This window comes from Rubneribacter sp., from assembly GCF_965361815.1.
The window spans coordinates 1-14,728 of sequence record NZ_CBDTNW010000174.1 but is presented as its reverse complement, the minus strand read 5'-3'; the positions used below and the strand labels follow the sequence as shown (position 1 = coordinate 14,728).

Below are 14,728 nucleotides of genomic sequence, written 5' to 3'. Positions count from 1 at the left end.
CTAGAAGGCGGGCAGTGTCCCCCTGCCCCTAGAAAGGAGGGAGCGGCAGGGGGGCAATCCGCTTCCCTACGAAGAGGCCGCGGTCCTCATTGATCGCGCGCTCGCCGATTTTGCTCTGTCGGATGTGCGTGAGCGTCATCCGTTGTCGTTGTCGGGCGGTCAGCGCCAACGCCTCGCCATCGCCGCCGGCGCGCTGCAGGGCGCGCGCGTGATGGTGCTCGACGAGCCCACGAGCGGCCTCGACCTCGCCAACATGCGCCGCGTTGCCGCGCAGATCGAGCGGCTGAAGGCAGGCGGCGCTTGCCTCGTCATCGTCACGCATGACTTCGAGTTCGCGTGCGCCACCTGCGACGAGCTGGCCTTCATGGCCGACGGCCGCATCGCGGAGCGCTTCGCGCTCTCGCCGCGCACGCTGCGCCGCGCGCGGGAGGTGTTCGGTTTTGATGGCAGGGGTCGCGATGGCAGGGGGCAGGGATGCTGTCATGCTTGATGGATGGCCTGATGACGTCGCCCCGGTGACAGGGGGACGGTGACAGGGGGACGGGGATAATGTCACCCCTGTCACCCGCTTGATCCCCGTCCCCCTGTCACCGTGACATTATCCCCGTCCTCCTGTCACGGCACGTCCTCTGTCGCAGCGTGCGACGCAAAGCAGCACGCAGCTCGGTATCGCTTAGGAACCTGCGGAAAAGACGGGCGCTGCGCCCGACCGCTTAGTCAATCGAAGGGAGCTTTACATGGTCACAGCAGCAAACGCTCGGAATTCGGGCAAACTTACGGGCAAGGATTTCATCTTCATCGCGATCTTCGGCGTGCTTTTGTTCATCGTGTTCTTCGTGTTCGCGATGGTGCTGGGCATGAACGCCAACACGTTTTGGTTCACGCATGCCATAGGCGCCATCCCGGGAGGCATCGTGTGGATGTATTTGGTGGCGCGCGTGCCGAAGCGCGGCGCAATCTTGGTCATGTCGCTTTTGGTGGCGGTGGTGGGGTTGCTTTTGGGGATGCTTTGGACAGGTCCGGTGGGTATTGTCGTGGGCGGCGTTTTAGCCGAACTTATCATGAGCGTGGGTAAGCGTTCAAGGGTGAAGGACACTGTTGCGTTCGCCGTGTGGACGCTGGCGTTTTGGGTGGGCCAGCAGTCGATGATCTTCCTTGCGGGCGATTCCTACGTGGACATGGTGGTTCAATCCGGGATGAGCGCAGAGTACGGGCAGGCTCTGGTGAGCTTCATGCAAAGCCCGCTCATCGCCGTGGCCGGCGTGGGTTGCGTGGTGGGCGCCCTCATCGGCGGCTGGCTTGGCGCGAAGGTGTTCAGGAAGCACTTCGCGAAGATCGCCGCCTAGCTGGGGCGCTTGGCGCTGTCGGCCTCGGCATCGCCGTCCTCGCGCCCCACCGCATTCCGCTTCGCCCGCTGCTCCTCTTCGATCTGGCGGGCGAAGCGGTCCATCTTCTCCTCGACGGAGCTGCGGATGCCGAAAAGGGTCCGCTGGCTTGCAACGGCGCGCGGCTGCGCGCCGCTCGCTTGGTCGAGCAGCTGCTCGTGGATAAGCCGCCATCTTCTCTCGAAATCGTCCATGCCGCCATGATAGCACTCGCGAGAGGGCGGTGCCGCGTTCGTGGCGGTGGTGCGCTGGGCGCCGGGACGCTTGCGGGCTTGGCGGCTTCCGCGTCGGCCCCGGCATTGCCGTGCGTTCCCTTGCGAATGGCAGGCTCTCTGTTAGACACGAGCTTATGTTTGCCAACCCTCGAGCCGAGCTTCCCTTGGCCGAGCGCTTCGGGAAGCCGGCCTGTCGGGCGGGGTCCGCCGAGTCCCTCCGGCGGGATCCTCGTCGACCCCGGTTCAACAGAGAGGTGGCGAGAAATAACCGAAATCGGAAGGTTTTGTGCGCGGTTCGTTCCGCAGCGTGAGGGAAAGCCCTGGTCGGAAGATTTTGCGATGTCCTCAAAGAGAGTGGGGCGCCACAAAACCTTCCGACTTCGGTTATTTCTCGCCATCCGGGTCCCTCCCGCCTCCCAAGAGGGGGCGGGAGGGATGTTTCGCCGATCCGCAGTCGGCGCAGGTTGCCCTGGTTTACCCGCGCTTGCTCGGTTTTTCGGCAAGATCGCCCGATCCGGCCGCTTTGCCTCCGCTTTTCGGCGTAAGGCGCTACTATGTTTTCCATAGCTAACACAAAGGAAAGGCGGCGGTTTATGGTCGAGAAACGGAAGAGCGCGAAGGATTCCGAGCGAGCGCCCTCCGATCTTGGGAAGCTTGGGAAATCCCAAAGGCCCGAAGCGTCCAAGCCCTCCAAAGGGGCCAGGCAGCGCAACCCCATCGCGCGGCTTCTGGACTTCGCGGGCGGGCATAGGAAGCTCATCGTGTTTGGGTGCGTGCTGTCGGGCGTGAACGCGGTGCTGTCCATCGCGATGCTCGTGTGCGTGTGGTTTGTGCTGCGCGACCTTGTGGCGGTGGCTCCGAACTGGGCGCAGGCTGCCCATGCGGCCGCGTACGGCCTTGCGGCGTTCGCGTTCGCGCTCGCGGGGCTTATCGTGTACTTCGCGGCGCTCATGTGCACGCACCTCGCGGCGTTCCGCACGGCCACGAACATGCGCAAGGCCGCGCTTGAGCACCTCGCGCGTGTGCCGCTCGGGTACTTCGGCATGCGTTCCACCGGCGAGCTGCGGCGCGTCATCGAGGGAGCGACGGGGCTCACCGAGGGCGTGCTGGCGCACCGCTTCCCTGATTTCGTGGGCGCGCTCGTCACGCCGGTGGCGTTCCTTGTCGTCATGCTCGTGTTCAATTGGGTGCTGGGGCTTTTGTGCCTTGTGCCCATCGTAGTGTCGGCGCTGTGCATGATGTGGATGATGGCCGGCGGCGGGGGCGACGAGAACACCAACATGATGACGTTCATGAAGAACTACCAAGACGCGCTCGACCGCATGAACAAGGGCGCGGTGGAGTACGTGCGCGGCATCCCGGTGGTGAAGGTGTTCCAGCAGACGGTGCGGTCGTTCCATACGTTCCGGGAGGCCATCGCGGCGTACGTGGACTTTGCGAACGCCTACGTGCGCCTCTGCACGCCCCCGCAGGTGGCGCAGCTGGTGGCCATCAACGCCACGTTCGCGGTGCTGGTGCCGGCGGGCATCCTGCTGGCGCGAAGCGCGGGCGATTTCCCGGCGTTTCTTTCGGACTTCCTGTTCTACGTGGTGTTCTCGGCGCTCACCACCATGATGATGACGAAAGTGATGTATTCCTCGCAGGCGCTCACCGAGGCGCAGGACGCCGTGGCGCGCCTCGAGGGTATCCTTGGCGCGCCGCTCATGTGCGAGGTGGCGCCCGACCGGGCGAAGGAGCCGGCCTGCAACAGCGTCGAGTTCGACCACGTGAGCTTCACCTACCCCACGGCCGACGCGCCGGCGCTTCGCGACGTGACGCTTGCCGTGCCCGCCGGGGCCACGGTGGCGCTCGTGGGGCCCTCGGGTGGCGGCAAGACCACGGCGGCCAGCCTCGTGCCGCGCTTTTGGGACGTGGGCGAGGGCGCGGTGCGCATCGGGGATGTGGATGTGCGCGATATCCCGCAACGCGCGCTGATGGAGCGCGTGGCGTTCGTGTTTCAGAACGAGCGGCTGTTCAAGCAGAGCATCGCCGACAACATCCGCGCCGCGCGGCCTAGCGCCACGCGCGCGGAGGTGGAGGCGGCGGCGCACGCGGCGCAGTGCGACGACATCGTGGCGAAGCTGCCCGACGGGCTGGACACCGTGGTGGGCGCCGCAGGCGTGCATCTGTCCGGCGGCGAGCGGCAGCGCGTGGCCTTGGCTCGCGCCATCTTGAAAGACGCGCCCATCGTGGTGCTGGACGAGGCCACGGCGTTCGCCGATCCCGAGAACGAGGCGCTCATCCAGCGCGCGCTCGCGCACCTCACGCGCGGCAAGACCGTGCTGATGATCGCGCACAGGCTGTCTGCGGTTGTGGGGGCGGACAAGATCTGCGTGCTGGCCGACGGGCGGCTTGTGGAGGAGGGCGCCCACGACGAGCTGGCGGCGGCCGGCGGCGTGTACGCCCGCATGTGGGAGGACTACCGGCGCGCCGCCGCGTGGCGCATCGGCGGGACGGAAGGAGGCGACCATGCTGCGTAGCGCGTTGGGCCTGACCGAGCAGGGCGTGCGGAACTTCAAACGCGGCGTGTTTTTCTGCACGCTGGCCAACCTGATGCTGTTCGCGCCCATCGGAATCCTGTTTCTTTTGGTGAGCGACTTCATGGGCCACCTCGTGAACGGCGCGGAGCTGCCGCGGCTGGCGCCGTATGTGGCGGGTGTGGCGGCGATACTTGCGCTCATCGCGCTCACGCAGTGGCTGGAGTACCGCAACACCTACGGGCCGGTGTACGAGGAGAGCGCGCGCAAGCGCGAGGGCATTGCCGAGCATCTGCGCAGGCTGCCGCTGTCGTTCTTCGGGCGGCGCGACCTTGCCGACCTCACGAACGCCATCATGAAGGACTGCGCCGATCAGGAGCGTTTGTTCATGCACGTGGTGCCGCAGCTGTTCGGCACGGGCATCTCCACGGCCGTCGCCATCGTCTGCGTGCTGGCGTTCGACTGGCGGCTGGGGTTGGCGGCGTTTTGGCCGGTGCCGGTGGCGTTTGCGTTCATGGGGCTTTTGATGGGGCTTGTGCGCCGCAAAGTGGAGGCCAAGGAGCGCCAACGCCTCGTGATGGCAGACGGCGTGCAGGAGTTCCTCGACTGCGCGCAGGAGATCCGCGCCACCAACCAGTCCGAGGCGTTCCTCGGCGGCCTCGGGGGCAAGTTGGAGGAGATGGAGCGTCGCATGGTGGCCTCCGAGCTGGCGACGGGCGCCGTCATCTCCTCGGCCCAGGCGTTTTTGAAACTGGGAATCGCGTCCACCGTTTTGGCGGGGGCGGGGCTGATCGTGGCCGGCCAGGTGGACTTCATGACGTACTTCGCGTTCTTGTTGGTGGTGACGCGCGTGTACGATCCGGTGAACGTGGTGCTGCAGTCCACGGCCGAGCTGGCCGAGATGCGCCACTCCATCAAGCGCACGAGCGCGCTGGCGGCCGAGCGCCCCATGACGGGTGCGACCGAGTTCGCGCCGCAGGGCCACGACCTCGCGTTCGAGGATGTGTCGTTCTCGTACAACACCGGCGAGCAGGTGCTTTCCGGCGTGACGTTCACGGCGCGCGAGGGCGAGGTGACGGCGCTCGTGGGTCCCAGCGGGTCGGGCAAGTCCACGGTGGCGAAGCTGGCGGCGCGCTTCTGGGACGCCGACGACGGGCGCGTGAGCTTGGGCGGCGTGGACGTGTCGGGCGTGGACCCGGAGACGCTGCTCGCCCACTATGCCGAGGTGTTCCAGGACGTGGTGCTGTTCGACGAGACGGTGATGGAGAACATCCGGCTCGGCCGTGCCGACGCCGCCGATGAGGAGGTGCTGGCGGCGGCGCGAGCCGCGAACTGCGACGAGTTCGTGCGGCGGATGCCGCAGGGCTTTGCCACGCGCATCGGCGAGAACGGTGCGCGCCTCTCCGGCGGCGAGCGGCAGCGCATCTCCATCGCGCGGGCGCTTCTGAAGGACGCTCCGGTGGTGCTTCTGGACGAGGCCACGGCGTCACTCGACGTGGAGAACGAGACGCAGGTGCAGGCGGCGCTGTCGCGGCTGCTCGCGGGCAAGACGGTCATCGTGATAGCCCATCGCATGCGCACCGTGATGAGCGCGGACAAGATCGTCGTGCTGAAGGAGGGCCGCGTGGCCGAGCAGGGCGCGCCCGCCGAGCTGATGTCCCGCGAGGGCGGCTTGTTCCGCCGCATGGCCGAGCTGCAGGGGGCGGCCGTTGGCTGGACCGTGTGACGCCGGGGGCGCGGCGCGCGAGCGCACGAGGCACGCGCCGGCCGCCGCGCGTCGCCCCCTGTGTGAAGAAATTGTATGCTAAGGCTAACTCTACTTGCGAAGCACAGGGAGTTCGCTTATTCTAACTTTCATCGGAAGCGAGATGCGCGCCTCCCGGCGATGGGGCGGGCGCCATCCCTTACCGAGCGACGTTTCCGCTGACCCGGCGGCAGGGCTCCTCTCGTCTGGCCGACTGCCGCACCCTGCAGGCGGAGGGAAGACTCCCCCTTCTTCCCTCCGCCTTTCTTGTGCCGGAAGCGCCGTTGGGGCCGAAGAAAGGGGGAGGGGAAAGGAGGACGCTGTGGAGCGGATGTCCATGTCGGGCGAGGACTACCTGGAAGCCATCGTGGAGCTGGGAGGTCCTTCGCGCGAGCCGGTGCGCTGCGTTGACATAGCGGAGTCTTTGGACGTTTCGAAAGCTTCGGTGAACAAGGCCGTGTCCGTGCTCAAGCGGGAGGGCTACGTGGACCAGCAGCCTTACGGCGGCGTGGTGCTCACCGAAAAGGGGCTTGCCTACGGCACCTCGGTGCTGGATCGCCACAAGCTCCTGTTCGCGTTTTTGACGCAGGTCGTGGGCATAGAGGAGTCGGTCGCCGACGAGGAGGCGTGCAAGATGGAGCATGCCATCAGCGACGAGTCGTTCCCCCACTGGGTTGCCTACGCGAAGCGCATCGGCCTTGAGCCGCGGGAGCGCCCCGGGGTGTAGCGCCTCTTCGCTCTTGGCGCGGCGCCGACCGCAGCCGCGCGTCTTCGCCCGCGCACCCCTCCGTTCGTTCGCTGCGGGAAACTTCTCCTCCCCCTGCCGCCCGTTTCGCGGTACCATGGCAGCGAACGACGAACAAGACGGGGCGAGCGCGGCGATAGGCGGGGAGCCGACGGCCGCGTGGAGGAGAGACGCGTTGGCAACTTTGAACGACCTGCCCATCGGCAGGACCGCCACGGTGGTGGCGGTGGGCGGCGAGGGTCCGCTCAGGCAGCATTTCCTGGACATGGGCATCATCCCGACGGCTGCGGTGACCATGGTGAAGCACGCGCCCATGGGCGATCCGGTGGAGGTGCGCGTCCACGGCTACGAGCTTACGCTGCGCGTGGACGACGCGCGCAAGATAGAGGTGTCCGACGTGCGCGACGCCTCCGAGCGGCGCGGCGGCCCCGCTTTGGGCAGGCCCCTGCCGCATCCGGGATTGGGCGAGGGCGGGCGCTTTCACGACAAGGCGGACGAGAACCCCCTGCCCGAGGGGGAGCCGCTGACGTTTGCGCTGGTGGGCAACCAGAACTGCGGCAAGACCACGCTGTTCAACCAGCTGACCGGCGCCAATCAGCGCGTGGGCAACTTCCCCGGCGTCACGGTGGACCGCAAAGACGGCCGCATCCGCGGGCACGCCGAAGCGCAGGTGACCGACTTGCCGGGCATCTACTCCATGTCGCCGTATTCGAGCGAGGAGGTGGTGACGCGCCGGTTTTTGCTGGATGAGCGGCCGCGCGGCATCATCAACATCGTGGACGCCACGAACGTGGAGCGCAATCTGTACCTGACGATGCAGCTCATGGAACTGGGCATTCCCATGGTGGTGGCCCTCAACATGATGGACGAGCTGGAGGGCAACGGCGGCACCGTGGACGTGAACGGGATGGAGCAGCTGCTCGGCGTTCCCGTGGTGCCCATCTCGGCGCTCAAGGGCGAGGGCATCGGCGAGTTGGTGGACCATGCGCTGCACGTGGCGCGCTACCAGGAGCCGCCCGTGCGCCAGGATTTCTGCGCGCCCGACGCGCACGGCGGCGCGGTGCACCGGTGTCTGCACGGCATCATGGCGCTGGTGGACGACCACGCCGAACGGGCGGGCGTCCCGGCACGCTTCGCCGCGTCCAAGCTGGCCGAGGGCGACCCGCTGGTGCTTGAGCGTTTGAAGCTCGACCGCAACGAGGAGGAGGCGCTCGAGCACATCGTGCGCCAGATGGAATCCGAGCGCGGGCTGGACCGTGCCGCCGCCATCGCCGACATGCGCTTCGGGTTTATCGGGCGGGTGTGCTCGCGCACGGTGGTGAAGCCGCATGAGAGCCGCGAGCACGCGCGCAGCATGCGCATCGACCGCGTCCTCACCGGGCCGCTCACGGCCATCCCCGCGTTCGTGGCCATCATGGCGCTTGTGTTCTGGCTCACGTTCAACGTGGTGGGGGCGTTTTTGTCCGAGCAGCTGGACGCGGGGATAGGCGCGCTCACCGACGCTGCGGCCGGCGCGCTTGAGGCTGCGGGCGTGAGCGAGGTGCTGCGCTCGCTTGTCGTCGACGGCGTGTTCAACGGCGTGGGATCCGTGGTGGGATTTCTGCCCATCATCGTGACGCTGTTCTTCTTCCTGTCGCTGTTGGAGGATTCGGGCTACATGGCGCGCGTGGCGTTCGTCATGGACAAGCTGCTGCGGCGCATCGGGCTTTCGGGACGCTCCATCGTGCCGATGCTCGTGGGGTTCGGATGCACGGTGCCGGCGGTGATGGCCTCGCGCACGCTGCCCTCCGAGCGTGATCGCAAGATGACCGTGCTGCTCACGCCGTTCATGAGCTGCTCGGCCAAGCTGCCCATCTACGCGTTTTTCACGGCGGCGTTCTTCCCTGACAACGGGGCGCTTGTGATGGTGGGGCTGTACTTCGGGGGCATGGTGGCGGGCGTGCTGGTGGCGCTGTTTATGCGACGCACGCTGTTTTTGGGCGAGGCAGTGCCGTTTGTCATGGAACTGCCGAGCTACCGGCTGCCGAGCCTGCGCAACGTGGGCCAGCTTCTGTGGGAGAAGGCGAAGGACTTCCTGGAGCGCGCGTTCACAGTGATCTTTTTGGCCACCATCGTCATCTGGTTTTTGCAGACGTTCGATTTCGGGCTGAACGTGGTGGAGGACTCGGCCGACAGCATGCTGGCCGTGGTGGCGGGCTGGGTGGCGCCGCTGTTCGCGCCGCTTGGGTTCGGCGACTGGCGGGTGTCCACGGCGCTGGTCACGGGCGTGATGGCCAAGGAGAGCGTGGTGTCGACGCTTTCCATCCTGTTCGGGAGCACAGAGGCGCTGGTGGCCGCGCTCGCGCCGCTGGCGGCGCTGGGACTGCTGGTGTTCTGCCTGCTGTACACGCCGTGCATCGCGGCGCTCGCGTCGGTGCGGCGCGAGCTGGGCGGGCGCTGGGCGCTGGCGATGGCGTTCGGGCAGCTGGGCGTGGCCTGGGTGGCGGCGCTTTTGGTGCGCGGAGCGGGGCTTGCGCTCGCGGCGGGGCCGGCGGGGGCGCTGAGCGCGGCGCTGGCGGTTGCGCTGGCCGTTTCGGCCGCGCTCGCGTGGCGGCGCTCGCGGCGGCGCGGGCGGGCGGGCTTGGGCTGCGATGCCGGATGCGCGGGCTGCGCGGCGCGTGCGGAGGTGGCCGCCGAGGACGAGCCGCGCGCAGAGGCGCGCTGACGGCGGGGTCGAAACGGCGGGTTTCCGCTCCCGCCGTCCGCAGCATGGCAGGCGACGGGCCGGGCGCGCGAGGCGGGCTGCGACCGGCGGCCAGGTGCGCGAAGCCTAGCGGGCGAGCTTGCGGCTGGGGATGCGCTCGTGCATCTCCAGGATGTCCTTCCAGAAGCGCTTGGGCATGAACTGGCGGCGCAGCTCGGGGTTGTAGCGCGCCTCCACGGCCACGGCGTCGTAGAAGCGCTTCCAGGCCGCCTGCATGAGCGCCTCGTCGTCGGCGGCGGCGGGAAGCGCGACGGACTCGGTGCGGACCAGATGCCAGCCGCGCCCCTCGTAGACGCCGGCAAGGGCGTGGGCCTCGTCGAAGATCATGAACGGCTGCGTGTTGAAGCGCGCGCTGAACCAGTCCATGAGCAAAGGGACCACCGACGCTTTGGGGTGGCAGCGGGCGAACCATGCGCCGCCCTTCAGATGCTCGAACCGCAAAAACTGCTGGAGGTAGTGCCGTTCGTTCATGACCGCGCGGTCCAGCGCGAAAAGCGGGCCGACGGCGGGGTGCGCGAGGTCGTCGAGCGCGCGGCCTGTGCGCATGGCGTGGCGCACGAAGCGGTAGACGACGGTGCCGGCGGCAGGGTCGTCCGACAGGGAGGCGTGCACGATCGCGTCGAGGGCGTCCTGCCCGCAGGTGCGGCGCACGCCTCTTTGCACGCGCACGGCCAGATCGACGTCCGTCTCCACGAACCGCACGGACTGCCCGAGCCTGGGCTGCAAGGCGCCCTCGCGCACGACGTCCTGAGGGTCCTCGTGGTTGGCGTAGGCTTGGAACACGGCGGTGAGCAGGCCCTCGGGGCTGCCGTCGTAGACGTAGGCCACGCTTGAGAGCGGCTCCTCGGGCGTCAGCATGGCCCCGCCCCGCCCAACTCGAGCGCGCGCTGCCAGCCGAACGCGCCGTCGCCCGCGCATGCCGCGTCCTTGGAGCCGGGAAGGCCGGCGTGTGCGGTCCGGCGGGAGGAGGGCGCGGCCCGATCCGCCTTCGGCGGGCGTTTCGCGGCCCGGACGGCCCCCAAGGCGCGCCCGCCTCCCGCCGCCCGCAGCTTCTCGGGCGTCTGCACGCTCTCGAACAGGCTCATCTGCCCGGGCGTGACCTTCGCCGACCGACGGCCGTGCGCGCCGCCCTCGATGGGGGCGGCCAGCCGGGCGCGCAGGCCCTCGCGGGTGAACTCCGCCCCTTGCCCCGCGTACTTGCCCGCGCAGGTGATGAAGAAGCGCGCCCTCTTGTAGGCGATGCCCAGCTTGCGCAGCTCGGTCTCCCGCAGGCAGGTGGTGCGCCGCGCGCGCACGATGAGGTGCGCTCCCCGCACGCCGATGCCCGGCACGCGCAGCAGCGCCTCGAACGGCGCCGCGTTCACCTCCACGGGGAAGAAGTCCAGGTGGTTGAGGGCCCAGTTCGCCTTCGGGTCGATGTCGGTGTCCAAGAAGGGGTGCTCTTCGTCCACGATCTCGCCCACGTCGAAGCGGTAGAAGCGCAAAAGCCAGTCGGCCTGGTACAGGCGGTGCTCGCGGTTAAGCTGCACGGCGTCGGCGCCGGGAAGGCGGGCATCGTCGTTCACGGGCAGGTAGGCGCTGAAGAACACGCGCTTGAGCGACAGCGTGCGGTAGAGCGCCGCCGACAGGGTGAGTATCTGGAAATCGCTTTCGGGCGTGGCGCCCACGATCATCTGCGTGGACTGGCCCGCCGGCACGAACGCGCGCTCCTTTCTGGGCGGTCGGGCCTTTTGCAGGTAGGTGGTTTTGCGCCGCATGAGGGCGCGCGTGTCCTTGTCCTCGGCTATGCCGTCGCGGATCTGGCGCATGGGCGCGATGATGCGCTGCTTGTCCTTATCGGGGGCCAGCAGCCGCAGGCTTTTCTGGGAGGGCAGTTCAAGGTTCACGCTCATGCGGTCGGCAAGATGCCCCAGCTTCTGGATGAGCTCGGGGGAGGTGCCGGGCACGGCCTTCGCGTGGATGTAGCCGCGGAAGCCGTGCTCTTCCCGCAGGATGGCCAGGGTGCGGATCATAAGTTCGGTGGTGTGGTCGGGGTTGCAAAGGACGCCGGAGCTTAAGAACAGCCCCTCTATGTAGTTGCGCCGGTAGAAGGCGATGGTGAGCTCGGCCAGCTCGCGCGGCTCGAACGCCGCGCGCGGCACCTCGTTGGAGGCGCGGTTCACGCAGTAGGCGCAGTCGTAGACGCAAACGTTGGTCATGAGCACCTTGAGCAGCGTGATGCAACGCCCGTCAGCCGAGAAGCTGTGGCAGCAGCCGGCCGCCAGCGTGCTGCCCAGCCTGCCTTTCCGAGCGGCGCGGTCGATGCCTGACGAGGTGCACGCCACATCGTACTTCGCCGCGTCGGCGAGGATGTCCAGCTTCTCTATCAGCTCCATGCGCCCATCCGTTCGTGCGATCATATGTTTGCAAGAATGTTTGTTCGCTTATGATAGGGGGCGAGGCGAAGCGCGTCAATCGAACAAACGATGGAGATGCGCGGGCATCCGCCGCAGCCTGCGCGGGCGCCCGCTGCGGCGCCTTCCGCCTGCCAGCCGACTGGAGCGGCCTTTTGCCTATTCTTTCCCTGCGCGTTCTTTACTATAATCGGGAAAACGACAAAGGAGCGCCGCCCGCATCGGCGCCCGAAGGCACGCGAACGGAGGATCACATGGCCGACAGGGAACAGAGGCGCGCCCAGGTCGCCAAGCACGAGGCGCTGATGAGGGGCGCATGCGCAAGCGACACCGAGGCCACGGTGGCGGCCGCGACCGTCTACGAGGACGGCGAGGGCAGGACGCTGCCCGTGCCGCAGGCGGCGTTTGAGGAGACCGAGACGGTGGTGACCACGGCCTTCGCACCGGAGGCCCTGGTCAGGTTCGGGAAGGGGAAGACGGTGGTCGTGGACCCGGCGTCGTTCATGCGGCCCGGCGGAGCCTACGAGGACGGCGCCTTCGGCCCCGAGCAGATCCTGTGCTCGGAGAGCAACCTCTACCAGGTGCTGCGCGGCATCAAGCCCGTCTACCACGACAAGAACCGCGACTACCGTTGCGGCCAGCTGTTCTCCGACCGGGCCGCCTACCTGCCGGGCGTCGTCTTCTCGTGCGGGGGATCCGTGCGCAAAGCCGATGTCGTGGCCGTGGCCGAGCCCGTTCGCGCGCACGCGCTGGAGAACCATCGCTCCGAACGCGAGTGCGACCGGGCGATAGCCGACCGTGTGGAGGCGCTGCTGCGCATAGCGGCGGCGAACGGTTGCGAGACGCTTGTGTGCGGAGCGTTCGGCTGCGGGCGCAACGGCTACGACGCGGCCCGGGTGACAGAGCTGTTCCGGGCGTGGATCGAGGCGCATCCGGGCGTGATCGGGCGCATCGTGTTCGCCGTGCCGCGTGCGCATTTCCCGGCGTTCGACCAGGTGTTCGGTGCGCCCGAGCCGCCTGCGCCGGAAATTGCGGCCGCGGGGCAGGACGACGAGGATGCGCTTGACCCCTCGAGCATCGAGCTGCCCGAGGGCGTCACGCTGCGCTGAGGGAGGGGGAGGCGCGGATGCTGCCCATCCTCTACGTCGGCCTGGGCGGGTTCGTGGGAGCCGTGGCGCGCTACCTTCTGGGACTCGTGCCTGTCGAAGGGGACTTTCCGCTCATGACCTTTCTGGTGAACTTCTCGGGCGCGGTGCTCATAGGGGCTGTGTTCGAGGCCGCCACCGCAGGGTCTGGCCTGCCCGACGGCGCCGTGCTGTTCCTCAAGACGGGCGTGTGCGGCGGTTTCACCACGTTCTCCACGTTCTCGCTCGAGACTCTCTCGCTTCTTGAGGGCGGCAAGTACGCCGTGGGCGCGCTCTACGCGTCGGGCAGCGTGGCGGCGTGCCTGGCCGGCGTGGTGCTGGGCCGCTTGGCCGTGCGCGCGCTGCGCGCGACGCTCTCCGGGTCCGCAGGGACGTGATCGCGCCCAGGCGCGCCCGCTACCGTGCGCGGGTGGCCTCCTGCGGGTTGATGGACATGCTCTGGAAGCGCTCCTGCATGTAGGCGTTGTCGAAGTGCGTGTCGAAGAACTCCACCAGCGCCGATTGCCCCATGTCGTCGCCGGCTTCGCGCTGGTACCAGCAGTCGAGCGCGATGAGCGTCATGGCGCAGTCCACTATCATGAGCGCCGCGCACACGGTGGTCACGGTGTAGCGCAGGTTCCAGGGGATGAGGTTCACCAGCTTGAGCATCCACGGCAGCAAAAGCTTGATCCACACCACGCCCAAGCATCCCCACATGGCCATGAACATGCCGTTGGTGCGGCCGTCGATGGACAGGAAGGTGCCCGTGTAGTCCCAGGCCACAATGCCGAAGGCGAACTGCATGAACCAGCTGACCAAATACTCGAAGGCTCCGCCGATGACGGCGCTCACCAAAAACACGACGAGCACGTTTTTGTCATGGAACCGGTTGAGGGCCATGGTCATGAGCACCGCCCCCACGCCGTAGATGGGCGAGAACGGCCCGAACAGAAGGCCCGCGCGGTCTTGGTAGTGCCCCGGATCGACCACGGCGAAGTGGTAGACGGTCTCGATGATAAGGCCCAGCACGCTGCATACGACGAAGATCCAGAACAGGTTGAAGAAGTTGAGGGTGATGTAGCCCTTGCCCGTCTCGTCGCGTCCGAGCGTGCCCTCCTCGGCCTGCTCGCGCGTCTCCATGTCGCGCAGCTTGCGCTGCAGCTCGCGTTCTTGGGCAAGCGAAGGGTCCAAATAGCTTTGCATGACGACGAGGAACACGGCCATCACGCCGTAGGGGAGCAGGCCCCAGGTCAGCCCGGTCAGCATGATGTCGCACAGCACCACCGCCACCAGGACCAAGATCATGACGTCGGCTATCTGCGCGGCATGGCGGCGCTTGTTGCGCAAAAGCCTGATGCCGAACAGGCAGAACATCGCGGCCAGCCCCGCGGTGAGCGCGGTGTCGGCCCCGAAGATGACAAGGGTGGCCGAGGAGAACTCGCGTTCCAAGGTGCCGTTTTGCAGAAGCAGGGTCATCCCCACGATCAGCAGCACCAGAAGCGCCGTCACGCACGCTCCCATGACGGCGGACAGGATGCCGAACGCTTTGAGCGGCAGGGGGATCTTCCGCTTGTTCGGGGGTATCGCCTCTTCGGCGCTCGAATCGGGGGTGCTCTGGTCATGGATGCCCATGGCGGCGTCTCCTTGGATGGGGTCGGGTCGGGCGCGCCGGGTGCGCGCGGATGGCTCCGGACGATATTCGGTACAGTATAGCGGTAAAGGGGCCGTTCGTCCCCTCCGCGCGGAGAATCGCTACCGATCTGATCAAAATGCGGTTGATAGCCCTGGGGGCCGAAACAGGGTGAGGCCGGGATCCGCCCCGCTTTTTTTCGCAGGGCCAAAAGGAATTGGCATGCGAACGCC

General features: G+C 67.5%; 12 protein-coding genes. 8 read left to right on the top strand and 4 right to left on the bottom strand.

What is annotated here, in order from left to right:
• Window positions 1–22: 22 nt before the first annotated feature.
• Complete coding sequence (locus ACWKY3_RS12655; protein WP_449316752.1) at window positions 23–490, top strand: ATP-binding cassette domain-containing protein; 468 nt, start codon at window positions 23–25, stop codon at window positions 488–490.
• 247 nt (window positions 491–737) lie between these two features.
• On the top strand, window positions 738–1,346 hold the full coding sequence (locus ACWKY3_RS12650; RefSeq protein WP_449316750.1) for an MptD family putative ECF transporter S component: 609 nt from the start codon (window positions 738–740) through the stop codon (window positions 1,344–1,346).
• On the opposite strand, the gene ACWKY3_RS12645 is transcribed toward ACWKY3_RS12650, so the two are convergent.
• Complete coding sequence (locus ACWKY3_RS12645; protein WP_449316749.1) at window positions 1,343–1,579, bottom strand: hypothetical protein; 237 nt, start codon at window positions 1,577–1,579, stop codon at window positions 1,343–1,345. The genes ACWKY3_RS12650 and ACWKY3_RS12645 overlap by 4 nt on opposite strands.
• 614 nt (window positions 1,580–2,193) lie before the next feature.
• Here ACWKY3_RS12645 and ACWKY3_RS12640 point away from each other — a divergent pair.
• From ACWKY3_RS12640 to feoB, 4 genes are all read left to right on the top strand, one after another.
• Window positions 2,194–4,119 (top strand): ABC transporter ATP-binding protein, encoded by a 1,926-nt coding sequence (locus ACWKY3_RS12640; RefSeq protein WP_449316748.1) that lies wholly within the window; start codon window positions 2,194–2,196, stop codon window positions 4,117–4,119.
• Window positions 4,109–5,842, top strand: a complete 1,734-nt coding sequence (locus ACWKY3_RS12635; protein WP_449316747.1) for an ABC transporter ATP-binding protein — start codon at window positions 4,109–4,111, stop codon at window positions 5,840–5,842. The genes ACWKY3_RS12640 and ACWKY3_RS12635 overlap by 11 nt, the downstream gene beginning before the upstream one ends.
• 349 nt (window positions 5,843–6,191) lie before the next feature.
• Window positions 6,192–6,587 carry a metal-dependent transcriptional regulator gene (locus ACWKY3_RS12630; protein ID WP_449316751.1) on the top strand — a complete coding sequence of 132 codons (396 nt, stop codon included), beginning with the start codon at window positions 6,192–6,194 and terminating at the stop codon, window positions 6,585–6,587.
• 193 nt (window positions 6,588–6,780) lie between these two features.
• Window positions 6,781–9,309 carry a ferrous iron transport protein B gene (gene feoB / locus ACWKY3_RS12625; RefSeq protein WP_449316746.1) on the top strand — a complete coding sequence of 843 codons (2,529 nt, stop codon included), beginning with the start codon at window positions 6,781–6,783 and terminating at the stop codon, window positions 9,307–9,309.
• Between the two features lie 105 nt (window positions 9,310–9,414).
• Here the strand turns inward: feoB and ACWKY3_RS12620 are convergent, their stop codons facing one another.
• Together ACWKY3_RS12620 and ACWKY3_RS12615 are read right to left on the bottom strand one after the other, a co-directional pair.
• Window positions 9,415–10,206, bottom strand: a complete 792-nt coding sequence (locus ACWKY3_RS12620) for a TIGR03915 family putative DNA repair protein (protein ID WP_449316745.1) — start codon at window positions 10,204–10,206, stop codon at window positions 9,415–9,417.
• Window positions 10,200–11,723, bottom strand: coding sequence for a putative DNA modification/repair radical SAM protein (locus ACWKY3_RS12615; RefSeq protein ID WP_449316744.1), 1,524 nt, complete (start codon window positions 11,721–11,723; stop codon window positions 10,200–10,202). Before ACWKY3_RS12615 ends, ACWKY3_RS12620 begins: the two co-directional genes overlap by 7 nt.
• A gap of 272 nt (window positions 11,724–11,995) precedes the next feature.
• On the opposite strand from ACWKY3_RS12615, the gene ACWKY3_RS12610 reads away from it, so the two are divergent.
• Window positions 11,996–12,850, top strand: coding sequence for a TIGR02452 family protein (locus ACWKY3_RS12610; RefSeq protein ID WP_449316743.1), 855 nt, complete (start codon window positions 11,996–11,998; stop codon window positions 12,848–12,850).
• Between the two features lie 17 nt (window positions 12,851–12,867).
• Window positions 12,868–13,263: a fluoride efflux transporter CrcB gene (crcB, locus tag ACWKY3_RS12605; protein ID WP_449316742.1), complete on the top strand. Its 396-nt coding sequence runs from the start codon at window positions 12,868–12,870 to the stop codon at window positions 13,261–13,263.
• Window positions 13,264–13,282: 19 nt separating this feature from the next.
• Here crcB and ACWKY3_RS12600 read toward each other — a convergent pair whose 3' ends face one another.
• Window positions 13,283–14,497: a putative ABC transporter permease gene (locus ACWKY3_RS12600; protein WP_449316741.1), complete on the bottom strand. Its 1,215-nt coding sequence runs from the start codon at window positions 14,495–14,497 to the stop codon at window positions 13,283–13,285.
• Window positions 14,498–14,728: the final 231 nt, after the last annotated feature.

What these genes read in the sequence shown, in the direction of transcription:
- ACWKY3_RS12650 (WP_449316750.1), top strand. Translation starts at nt 738, where the DNA reads ATGGTCACAGCAGCAAACGCTCGGAATTCGGGCAAACTTACGGGCAAG.
- ACWKY3_RS12645 (WP_449316749.1), bottom strand. Translation starts at nt 1,579, where the DNA reads ATGGACGATTTCGAGAGAAGATGGCGGCTTATCCACGAGCAGCTGCTC.
- ACWKY3_RS12640 (WP_449316748.1), top strand. Translation starts at nt 2,194, where the DNA reads ATGGTCGAGAAACGGAAGAGCGCGAAGGATTCCGAGCGAGCGCCCTCC.
- ACWKY3_RS12635 (WP_449316747.1), top strand. Translation starts at nt 4,109, where the DNA reads ATGCTGCGTAGCGCGTTGGGCCTGACCGAGCAGGGCGTGCGGAACTTC.
- ACWKY3_RS12630 (WP_449316751.1), top strand. Translation starts at nt 6,192, where the DNA reads ATGTCCATGTCGGGCGAGGACTACCTGGAAGCCATCGTGGAGCTGGGA.
- ACWKY3_RS12620 (WP_449316745.1), bottom strand. Translation starts at nt 10,206, where the DNA reads ATGCTGACGCCCGAGGAGCCGCTCTCAAGCGTGGCCTACGTCTACGAC.
- ACWKY3_RS12615 (WP_449316744.1), bottom strand. Translation starts at nt 11,723, where the DNA reads ATGGAGCTGATAGAGAAGCTGGACATCCTCGCCGACGCGGCGAAGTAC.
- ACWKY3_RS12610 (WP_449316743.1), top strand. Translation starts at nt 11,996, where the DNA reads ATGGCCGACAGGGAACAGAGGCGCGCCCAGGTCGCCAAGCACGAGGCG.
- crcB (WP_449316742.1), top strand. Translation starts at nt 12,868, where the DNA reads ATGCTGCCCATCCTCTACGTCGGCCTGGGCGGGTTCGTGGGAGCCGTG.
- ACWKY3_RS12600 (WP_449316741.1), bottom strand. Translation starts at nt 14,497, where the DNA reads ATGGGCATCCATGACCAGAGCACCCCCGATTCGAGCGCCGAAGAGGCG.